The sequence below is a fragment of the Helicobacter bizzozeronii genome, from assembly GCF_900196775.1.
Lineage (GTDB): Bacteria > Campylobacterota > Campylobacteria > Campylobacterales > Helicobacteraceae > Helicobacter > Helicobacter bizzozeronii.
The window spans coordinates 1-9,811 of the sequence record NZ_FZLB01000055.1; the positions used below are offsets into that span (position 1 = coordinate 1).

At 46.3% G+C, this 9,811-nt stretch carries 9 protein-coding genes; 7 read left to right on the forward strand and 2 right to left on the reverse strand.

The genetic code is table 11. The features are described from left to right. Positions 1–185: 185 nt before the first annotated feature. A complete protein-coding gene (locus C5684_RS06670; protein ID WP_006016451.1) occupies positions 186–923 on the forward strand; it encodes an outer membrane protein in 738 nt (245 codons plus the stop codon). 93 nt (positions 924–1,016) lie between these two features. After that, on the forward strand, positions 1,017–2,423 hold the full coding sequence (locus C5684_RS09550; RefSeq protein WP_013891032.1) for a hypothetical protein: 1,407 nt from the start codon (positions 1,017–1,019) through the stop codon (positions 2,421–2,423). Positions 2,424–2,454: 31 nt separating this feature from the next. Here the strand turns inward: C5684_RS09550 and C5684_RS06680 are convergent, their stop codons facing one another. Beyond that, positions 2,455–3,600: an alanine dehydrogenase gene (locus C5684_RS06680; protein ID WP_104639817.1), complete on the reverse strand. Its 1,146-nt coding sequence runs from the start codon at positions 3,598–3,600 to the stop codon at positions 2,455–2,457. Continuing rightward, entirely contained in the window at positions 3,600–4,574 is a 975-nt protein-coding gene (gene rocF, locus C5684_RS06685) for an arginase (protein WP_104629129.1), read from the reverse strand. Before rocF ends, C5684_RS06680 begins: the two co-directional genes overlap by 1 nt. Before the next feature lie 225 nt (positions 4,575–4,799). On the opposite strand from rocF, the gene C5684_RS06690 reads away from it, so the two are divergent. The 5 genes from C5684_RS06690 to C5684_RS06710 all read left to right on the forward strand — a co-directional run. Then, positions 4,800–5,564 (forward strand): TSUP family transporter, encoded by a 765-nt coding sequence (locus C5684_RS06690; RefSeq protein ID WP_013891028.1) that lies wholly within the window; start codon positions 4,800–4,802, stop codon positions 5,562–5,564. 50 nt (positions 5,565–5,614) lie between these two features. Next, positions 5,615–7,027, forward strand: a complete 1,413-nt coding sequence (gene aspA, locus C5684_RS06695) for an aspartate ammonia-lyase (protein ID WP_013891027.1) — start codon at positions 5,615–5,617, stop codon at positions 7,025–7,027. A 3-nt stretch (positions 7,028–7,030) separates the two neighbouring features. After that, positions 7,031–8,344 carry a transposase gene (locus C5684_RS06700; RefSeq protein ID WP_233708689.1) on the forward strand — a complete coding sequence of 438 codons (1,314 nt, stop codon included), beginning with the start codon at positions 7,031–7,033 and terminating at the stop codon, positions 8,342–8,344. A gap of 1 nt (position 8,345) precedes the next feature. Beyond that, on the forward strand, positions 8,346–8,972 hold the full coding sequence (gene thyX / locus C5684_RS06705; protein ID WP_104639816.1) for an FAD-dependent thymidylate synthase: 627 nt from the start codon (positions 8,346–8,348) through the stop codon (positions 8,970–8,972). Then, on the forward strand, positions 8,969–9,811 hold an 843-nt coding region (locus tag C5684_RS06710), incomplete at its 3' end, for a 5'-3' exonuclease (protein ID WP_233708690.1). The genes thyX and C5684_RS06710, both read left to right, overlap by 4 nt.

Genomic DNA, 9,811 nt, shown 5'->3' on the forward strand with positions numbered 1-9,811 from the left:
GGCTAAAGCGTCAATACAATCATCTTGTTTATAGGGGCGATCGGGGCGGTATCTGGATTCTTTGCAGACAATTAATTTGTTCCTTGTTTTATGCGTATTAAAAACTTAAAATGATTTAAGTTCTTGCAATTAGCTTTAAAACTTGCTAGAATTGCTACAAGAAGGAGTCTTGTAAGGAGTTTTGTATGGTTAAACGGGTGTTTTTAGGGATGGGATTTGCTGGACTCTTGGGCGTGCCTTTAGAAGCAGCTAAAGATGGATGGTTTGCCCAAGTGGGGGTGCAATACTCCCATGCAGCTGGGTCGCGTGCGTATAAAACTCCCAATGCAACCACGACTTACCCCTTTTCTGGCGATCTAGGGGGTGTGGATTTTCAGGGGGGGTATAAACAATTCTTTGGCAAAAAACGGCACTGGGGCGTGCGTTACTATGGCTTGATTAGCTTACAAGGTGGGGGCTTTTCAGAAAAAACGGACAACAAATACCCCACTCAAGGGTCTTTGGGGAATTATTTCTATGGGGTGGGGATTGATGCGTTGTGGAATTTTTTCCGTGCTAAGGGCTATGATATTGGGGCTTTTGTGGGCATGGCTGTGGGGGGGAGCACTTGGACTTTGGGGGCTGGCAAGGCTAATGGCGTGTGCCAAACGACGGTCAATAATGCCTATTGTGTGAGCTATAATGACTGGTTTTTGAAAAGTGCAATTGGCAATAACAACGCCACCTTTTCGGCTACTTTTGTGCAATGGATGTTTAACTTCGGGGTGCGGGCTAATTTTGGAGTGCATAATGGCGTGGAGGTGGGCTTTAGAGTCCCAGCCATCAACAACCCCTATTACAGCGCATATTCAACGGGTCAGACCAACACTTTTTCTTTTAGACGCGTGATCGTCCTTTATGCCAACTATGTCTATAACTTCTAGGGGGGTTTAGACCCCCGTTATCCTTGCGTGGATATCATTTGGTTAATTAACTTTTGTTACGATCGGCTCTTATTTTTTGGTAAGGAGTCGCGAATGCGGATTGGTTTGAGTTGGAAATTCTACGGGATTTTGGCGAGTGGCTTGGTGTTTTTGGGGTGTGCGCACACAGAGAGCCGCGCACAGCTCGCACAATTCCAGCAAGCTTACTATGCTAAGCAAAACCCACAGGCGGATAAGCTTTCCAAAAAGTTTATCGATCAAGATAAAAAACAAAAAGATGCGCCTTTATGGGAATTGCAAAATGGCGTGAATGCCTTTATGATGAGATCTTATAAGCCTTCTTTGGAGATGTTGGGTAAAGCCGACAAAGTCTTTGACACCAACTATAAGAACTTGGAAAAAACCCTCTCTAAAGTCGGGGGTGCGACCTTTGGGAATGAAACCAATAAAATCTATGAAGGGCACATGTATGAATGGGCTTTGACTAATTATTATAAAGCCCTTGATTATGCCATGTTGGGTAATATGAAAGATGCACGGGTAGAATTTAACCGCACCATTGAGCGCCAAAGAAGACTCAAAGAGTTTTATAGTAAGGCGATCCAAAAGGCACATGCCCAAATGGAAGAGGAAGCCAAGAAAAAAAATCCGGGCAAGCTTGCTAAATTCACGGCTAGACTTGGCAATTTTGATCAAGAATTGGAACAACGCTACTCAAATTTGAAATACATGGCTGCCTATGATGGCTTTATCAACCCTTGGATTAGCTATGTTGCTGGGTTATTTTATACCATTGATGGGGATAGCAAGGGCGTTGATGACTTGAAAGAAGCCTATGCGATTAGCAAAAGCTCTATTGTCGCTCAAGATATTAAGGATTTTGAACACCACAACACGCACAAAAGAACTTGGGTGGTTTTAGAAGATGGGGTGCAACCCACTTTAAAGGAATATAAAATTACTGAGCTTAATTTTGCAATTCCCACTCTAGAGGACGGCAAAGATTTTCACAGCACTTTCCAATTGGTCGCCAATGGCAAGACGCAAAATTTTGAGGTCCTCTCTCACTTTGATGCGGTGGTGCAAACAGAATATAAAGTTACCTTGCCCGCCATCAAAGCCCGTGCCATTAGTTCGGCAATCTTAAAAACAGCTGCGGGCAAGGGCTTACAGACAGCTGGAGCGGCAACAGGCGGAGATGCTGGAATGGCGATGATGGCTGTCGGGGGGATTATGCGCATGGTGAATAAAGCGACTACAGCGGCTGACATCAGAGGTTCTAATATCTTCCCTAAAACGGTCTATGTGGCACGCTTTAATAATGATGAAGCCCATAGTTTTGCTGTCAATGTGGATGGCTTGAAACAGGAACTCCGAGCGATCACTTGTAATGACACCACAAAACCAACACCTAGCCAATTCTGTGGCAATAAAAACAACATCGTTTTTGTCCGCAGTCTCCCTAACTCCCTTAGCGTGCAAGTGCTCCCCCTCAAATAACAAGCTTGCGCTAATGCCCCTAGCCCCCCGCTCAAAGCTGGGCTAGCACCTCTTGAGGGTCTTTATAGGGCAGATTAAACGCCCTAGCGATTCCCTCTTGGGTGAGATAGCCTTGATAAGCGCTCAAGCCCCCCAAAGTCTGGGCGACCACTTTATCTTTGGCTTGTAAAAAGCCTTTGAGTCCATGTTGTAAGAAATACAGCACATAGGGCAAACTGGCATGGCTATAGGCAATGGAGCTTGTTTTAGCCACAATCCCGGGCATGTTGGGCACGCCATAATGGAACAAGTCTTCTTCTAAGTAAATGGGCGTAGAGGTGCTAGTTTGGCGGGTGGTTTCAATGCACCCCCCCAAATCGCAAGCCACATCCACCACCACACCCCCTTTTTGCATGCATTTTAAATGCCGCCTTAGGATCACTTTGGGCGTGACTGTGGCGGTTTGCAACACCGCGCCTACCAAACCTAGCGCACCCTCTAGGGCATAGGCAATATTAGCCTCATTCACGCCCAACACCTCCAAATGATAAAGGTGGGTGTAGGGGTGATCTTGCAATTTGGCAAAATCTAGCTCTAAGATCACCACCCGCGCGCCCATCACGCTAAGAGTCCTAGCCGCCTCTAAGCCCACCACGCCCCCGCCCACAACAACCACCTTTGCCTGCGGTTCGCCCGCCAAACCACGCAACAACACTCCCCGCCCAAAGACACCGGGCAAATGCTCTAGGGCTAATAAGTAATGCTGGATAAAATGGGCGGCTAAATTGCCCGCAACCACACTCATGGGGGCTAAGATCGGGTAATTGCCCTTAGGTCCGGCAATGGTCTCGGTGCAAATAGATAAAATCTTTTTATCCACTAGCATGCGCGCTAGGGAGGCATTATAAGCCAAATCCAAATAGCTAAAGAGAGTCGCCCCTTCTTTGAGCAAGGCATATTCGTGCTCTAAGGGTTCTTTGCACTTTAAGATCATGGGCTGATCCCAAGCCTGCTTGGTGGGGACAATCTGCGCCCCGGCTTGCTGGTATTGCTGGTTGGTATAACCGCTATTCAAACCTGCATTTTCCTCAACAAAAATTTGACAATTGGCATTTTGCACCAACACCGCCACATCTTCGGGCACAAGGGCTACGCGGAACTCTGCGTCCATGCTCTCTTTGGGTAAGCCAATGGCGATCATGCATGATCTCTTGAATGGGTTTTGTGGGGGTGTTTTTTGCGTTGCAAGGCATAGCGGGTTGCGCTCATTAAGAGTTCTAGCACATCTTGTTGATCATCACGCCCGCCTTTGTGCATGTCAGGGTTGTATTCGGTGATCTCAATGGCTGCTAGGCGATCGCCAAAAGTATCGAGCAATAATTGCAATAAATCTTGCAATTCATGGGGGTATAGACCGCGTTTTTCACGCACACCCGTAGAAGTGAAAATCCCCCCATCCATCACATCAACATCCAGACTCAAATAAATTGTGTGGATACCCTTGAGGTGTTCTTTAGCCTTTTGCACCACGCCAAACATGTCCTCTCTAATTTGTGCCACACTGAAAAGGGGGATATTATATTCAGCGATCACCTCATCTTCGCTACGCTCCGTGCTGCGGACACCAAAATACACTAGTTGGGTGGGATCAAAATCCACCACCCCTTTTTCTAATCCCAAAGAACATAAATCTTGCCAATATTCCTTTTCTTGTGCGCTCAAATCATTAGGACCAGCATGCACTTTGTTAAGCACCATGCCTAAGGGCATGCCATGGATATTGCCTGAGTGGCTGTCATGGGCGGTGTGGATGTCCGCATGCGCATCCAAATACAAAATCCCAATTTTTTCTTTAGGATGTTGGCTGCGCAAGGCTTGGATAATGCCAAAGGCATTGGAGTGTTCTGAGCTTAGAATAATGGGGAATTGGTGTTCTGCAAACACCTTTTGCATGCCCGGGATCAAGGCATCTCTGCAAAATAAGTAGTAATCTTCAAAGCGTTTGGCGTATTTAAAAGAAATATCTAGCGCGCACTGCTCTTCCTTGATAAAAACAGCATGCTTGGCAACCTCTGGGTATTTTTGGACCAATGCCTGCCTCAAACATTCCACGCCCTTATTGCTCCCCCGCCTAGATGCCCCTAATTCTGCTGATAACGCGACTAAAACCATATTGCCTCCTTAAAGATTTTAAATGAGTTGGAATTTGTTTCTGTTACACACAGAAACTAAAGCAACTCTAACAAAAAAGCCTAAATGGGGCTTGAGTTAGCCTTTTGGGCAAAAATAGCGGGCTTGTTTGGGGTAAATGCGTAGCATTTAGCAAAAAGTGTGTTTTTAAAGTTTATAAAAAAATGCCATGCTATATTTTAAAACAAACTTATTTTTGAGAATGGCATGGATTTTGGGCTTTTTGATTATGCGATCTTTTTTGTGGCGGCATTTTGTGCGGGCTTGGTTGATTCCATTGCGGGGGGTGGGGGGCTCATTAGCGTGCCAACCCTCATGGCAATGGGCGTGCCCGTGCATATGGTGCTAGCCACCAACAAATTACAAAGCAGTTTTGGCAGTTTCAGCGCGGCGTTTAATTTTTGGCGCAAGGGGCTAGTTTCACTCCAAGAAATTTGGCTAGGCATTGTCTTTGTATTTGTGGGCGCATGCTTGGGGACTTATGTGATCTTGCTCTTGCAAGCCAACTTATTGCGCCTGTTAATCCCGATTTTCTTGGGTGTGATTTTTTTATACACCCTCTTTAGCCCCAAGATCGGCGAGCAAGAACGCCCGCCCAAGCTCAAACCCGCCCTTTTTTATGGGGTCTTTGGGTTCATCTTGGGGTTTTATGATGGCTTCTTTGGACCCGGAACAGGTTCTTTTTGGACCTTTTTAATGCTCGCCCTGCTAGGCTTGCCCATGAAAAAGGCAGTGGCACACACGAAGGTTTTAAATTTTACGAGTAATATCGTAAGCTTGAGTGTATTTATCTGGGGGTCGCCGATTTTGTGGGGTGTCGGGCTTTTAATGGGGCTAGGGCAAATGTTGGGGGCTTTTGTGGGCTCCCACTTGGTGATGGTTAAAGAAGTCAAGTTCATCCGCACGATCTTTCTAGGGGTCGTGGGTGTTACGATTCTCAAATTGCTTTGGGATTATGTCGTTAAAATTTAATATTAATTTTAAATCGGTAGAATGTCCATCATTTTATGCAGGAGAGTTTCATGGCAACTAGAAAAGAACATGATTTTATTGGCGAGATGGAGATTGATGATAGCCTTTATTATGGCATCCAAACCTTGCGGGCGGTCGAGAACTTCAACATCACACACGATCGGCTTTATAACTACCCCATTTTTATCCGATCCTTTGCGCAAGTCAAAAAAGCCGCCGCTTTAGCCAATGCGGATTTAGGGCTCATTGAGGTTAAGATCAAAGATGCGATCTGCCATGCTTGCGATAAGATCATTGATGGCGAGCATCATGATCAATTTGTTGTGGATATGATTCAAGGCGGGGCGGGCACAAGCACCAACATGAATGTCAATGAGGTGATCGCCAACATGGCACTGGAGTATTTGGGGCATAAAAAGGGCGAATACCAATACTGCCACCCCAATGACCATGTCAATCGTTCCCAAAGCACAAACGATGTCTATCCTTCAGCACTCAAGATCGCCATTTATGAACGCTTGGATCACCTAACCCAAATCCTCAAAATCCTCAAAGATGCCTTTGCTAAGAAATCTAAAGAGTTCGCCCATGTCCTCAAAATGGGGCGCACCCAGCTTCAAGATGCCGTGCCCATGACTTTGGGTCAAGAATTTGAAACCTTTGTTTCGATGGTGAAAAAAGACATCCAGCATGTCCTTGATGCACGGGAATGGACCCGTGTCCTAAACTTAGGCGGGACGGCTATTGGCACGGGAATCAACTCCCACCCGGATTATAAATACATTGTGGAAAAGAAAATCCAAGAAGTAACCGGTCGCCCTTTCACCATTGCTGTTGATTTGATTGAGGCTAGCCAAAGCACGGGGGCTTATGTGCAAGTCAGCGGGGCACTCAAAAGGATTGCCATCAAACTTTCTAAAATCTGTAACGATCTGCGTCTGCTAAGCTCTGGACCGCGTGCGGGCTTAAATGAAATTAACCTACCCAAAATGCAACCGGGTAGCTCCATCATGCCCGGTAAAGTCAATCCGGTCATCCCCGAAGTGGTCAATCAAGTGTGCTTTTCAGTCATTGGCAATGACCTAGCGGTCGCAATGGCTGCTGAGGGCGGACAACTCCAGCTCAATGTGTTTGAACCCGTGATCGCCTATAAGCTCTTCCATTCTTTTTTGATGCTTAACCGCGCGATCCGCACCTTGGTTGACAAATGTATCAATGGCATCACGGCTAATGAAAAAATCTGCCATGATTATGTTTTTAATAGCATTGGCATTGTTACCGCACTCAACCCGCACATCGGCTATGAAAAATCCGCCTCCATTGCCAAAGAAGCCCTAGATACGGGTAAATCCGTCCATCAGATCGTGCTAGAACGCCAGCTCCTCACCCAAGAACAATTAGATGAAATCTTCCAACCAGCCAACATGCTAAGCCCCCATATCTTTAAAAAACACAAGGACTAGCGGTTGCGATTTTTAATTTTGGGCATGCTCTGTGGGGCGTTGCTCTATGCCAAGAGTCCCCATGGGCGGGAGTTATTGCCCTTGCCCCCAGCCAAGCAAGTTGTGGTGCAACTTGAAGAGCCTTGCGATGAGGCTTGTTTGCAAAAGCTCTATGAAGAAGGGCAGATCTTTTCTTTTATGGCGCGTTTTTCAGAGGGCATCAAGCACCCCCAATTACAAGATGATTACAAAATCATTAATGATTTACTCAACCCACCCGCTTTGCAAGAGGTTTTCACGCAGCAACAATTTTCCCCAGACACCCCCTATCAAGTGGCGCTCCTTGTGCCCAAAAAGGTGATCGGGCGTTACAGCAATGCCGCCATTAATGCCATTTTGGCGTATCTGTCCTATAAAAACCACGATTTTATCTTTAAGGTCTTTGATAGCCAACAAGAAGACCCTGAGAGTTTAAAACAAACCTACCAAGCCATTGAAAAAGAAGAGTTCCCTTTTGTCATCGCCCTTTTAACCCAAAATGGCGTGGAAAATTTGATCGCCCAAACGCCCCTAAATTTGCCAACTATTATCCCCACGGTGCATAAAAACCAACTAGAAAAACGCATGGATTTACCCTCCTCCTTGTTGTTTGGGGGAATTGATTTTTTTAAGCAAGTCCATGCACTCTTGGATTTGGGGCAACATAAACCCCTAGTGGTCTATAATGACGACAGCTTTAGGGGTGAGATGCTAGGCAAGAATTTAAAAGATTTGGGCGCGCAAATTCTCTATGAGGACACCATCACTTTTAAAAAAGCCAGCACCTTTTCTAGGGAGCTTAGGGGGCAGGCTAAATACTTAAAAAATGCGGTGGTGTTTTTCAACACGCCCATTGTTAAAACCGGGCTCTTGCTCTCCCAAATTAGCCGACTCCCCAAGGCTAGCCGCCCAGCCATGTTGCTCTCCTCCCAGATCAATTTTAATTTATCCATGTTCATGCTCACCCAGCCTAGGGATCGCACTAATTTTTACCTCACCAGCGCGATTGGCAAAACTAGCCCGTATTTGAGTCAATATGCCTCCATTCTCAATACAGATTTGCAATATGATTGGGTGAGTTATGCCAGTTTGGATAGTTTGGATCACATGCTCACCCGGTTTTATGCCAACTTCAAACCCGATTTTAGCGAGCCTCTGCAGGATCGACAAATTATCTACACCAACACCATCTACACGCCTAAAAATTTGGGTTTTGCCCCCGAGGGGATCGCCCCAACCCCCCAACCCAGCGCACAAGATACACCCCCACAAATCCAAACCCTCCTTGTAAAGCCCTAATATGTTAGTGATTTTAAAGCATGCCACCCCTTTATCGTGTTGCTATGAAGCCATCCGCACTTGTTACCAGAGTTTTGCCAATAGCGATGGAGGGGGGTGCAAAGATTTAGAACTCATCGATCGCGTTGCCAACAAATACCGCCACAACTCCACCCTAGAGCACCTCTTTTATAATTTTGACATTCAGGGCATTAGCCGCGCTTGTTTGCAAGAATTAGCCCGCCACCGCATGGCTAGCTTTTCGGTCAAATCCAGCCGCTACACCCTCAAAGAACTCCAAGCCCAAGAGAGCTTTTTACCCCTTGAAGAGCCCAATCTCCAACGCGCCCAAGAGTTTTTGGTCTTTACAGGGGTCGAGGCAGTCGATCATGCCAGCGTGCATGCCCTAGAAAATTTGCGCCTTTTGATTGTGGGGCATGTGAAAAATGATTATGCCAAGTTTGCCATGCCTGAGAGCTATAAAACCAGCCTAGCTTTTAGCATTAATGCCCGCAGTTTGCAAAACTTTTTGAGCCTACGCACGCATAACAAAGCCCTTTGGGAAATCCGCCTTTTAGCCCGCAAACTTTATGAAGCCTTGCCCAGCGAGCACCAATACCTCTTTGAGGATTGTATCCACAAAACATGAAAACCATCCATTTGGTGGATACCTTCAACCTCCTCTTTAAATTTTACTATCCTTTTAAAGATTGGCACACCACAGCGGGCTTTAACACCGCGTGGCTGAGTGCCTTTGCCCATGTGATCCAAAAGGTCTATAAATTTAAAGCCCATAGTTTAATCTTTGCCCTAGAGAGCCCTAAGAGCCAACGCAAAACCCTTTATGCGGATTATAAAGCCAAACGCCTAAGCCCCCCCCACCTAGAGGCACAGCTCCCCACTATTTTGGATTGGATCAAGCAAATGCAATTATGCGCTTTGAGTGTGGAGGGTTATGAAAGCGATGATGTGATTGCTAGCCTTTGCACCCTTTTTAGCCAACAGGGTTATCAAGTGCGTATTTTGAGCAATGATAAGGATTTTTACCAGCTGGTTAGCCCCTCTGTGTGCGTGCATGACTTTGCCAGCAACACCGATCGGGGCGTGGCATTTTGCCTTGAAAAATACAAAATACCCCCCCACCAATTTAGGGATTATCAAGGTTTGGTGGGCGATAGCAGCGATGGGTATAAGGGCGTAGAGGGGATCGGACCTGCCTATGCGATCAAATTATTAAATGCCTTTGAAAACTTAGAAAATCTCTATGATCCAATCAATTCCCCCAAGCTTGCTCGCATGCTACCCCCCAAACTCTTAAATGCCCTCATTAGAGACAAAGATCAAGCCTTTTTAAGCAGGCAACTAGCCACCCTGCAAACTAATCTTTTTACAGAGACTCCCCCCGCCCCCCTCCCCCTGCCTCTTCTACACACCTCACGCTCCCGCCCAACAGAGCCCTTCCCACCTCGGCATCAGCCGTCGCCTACA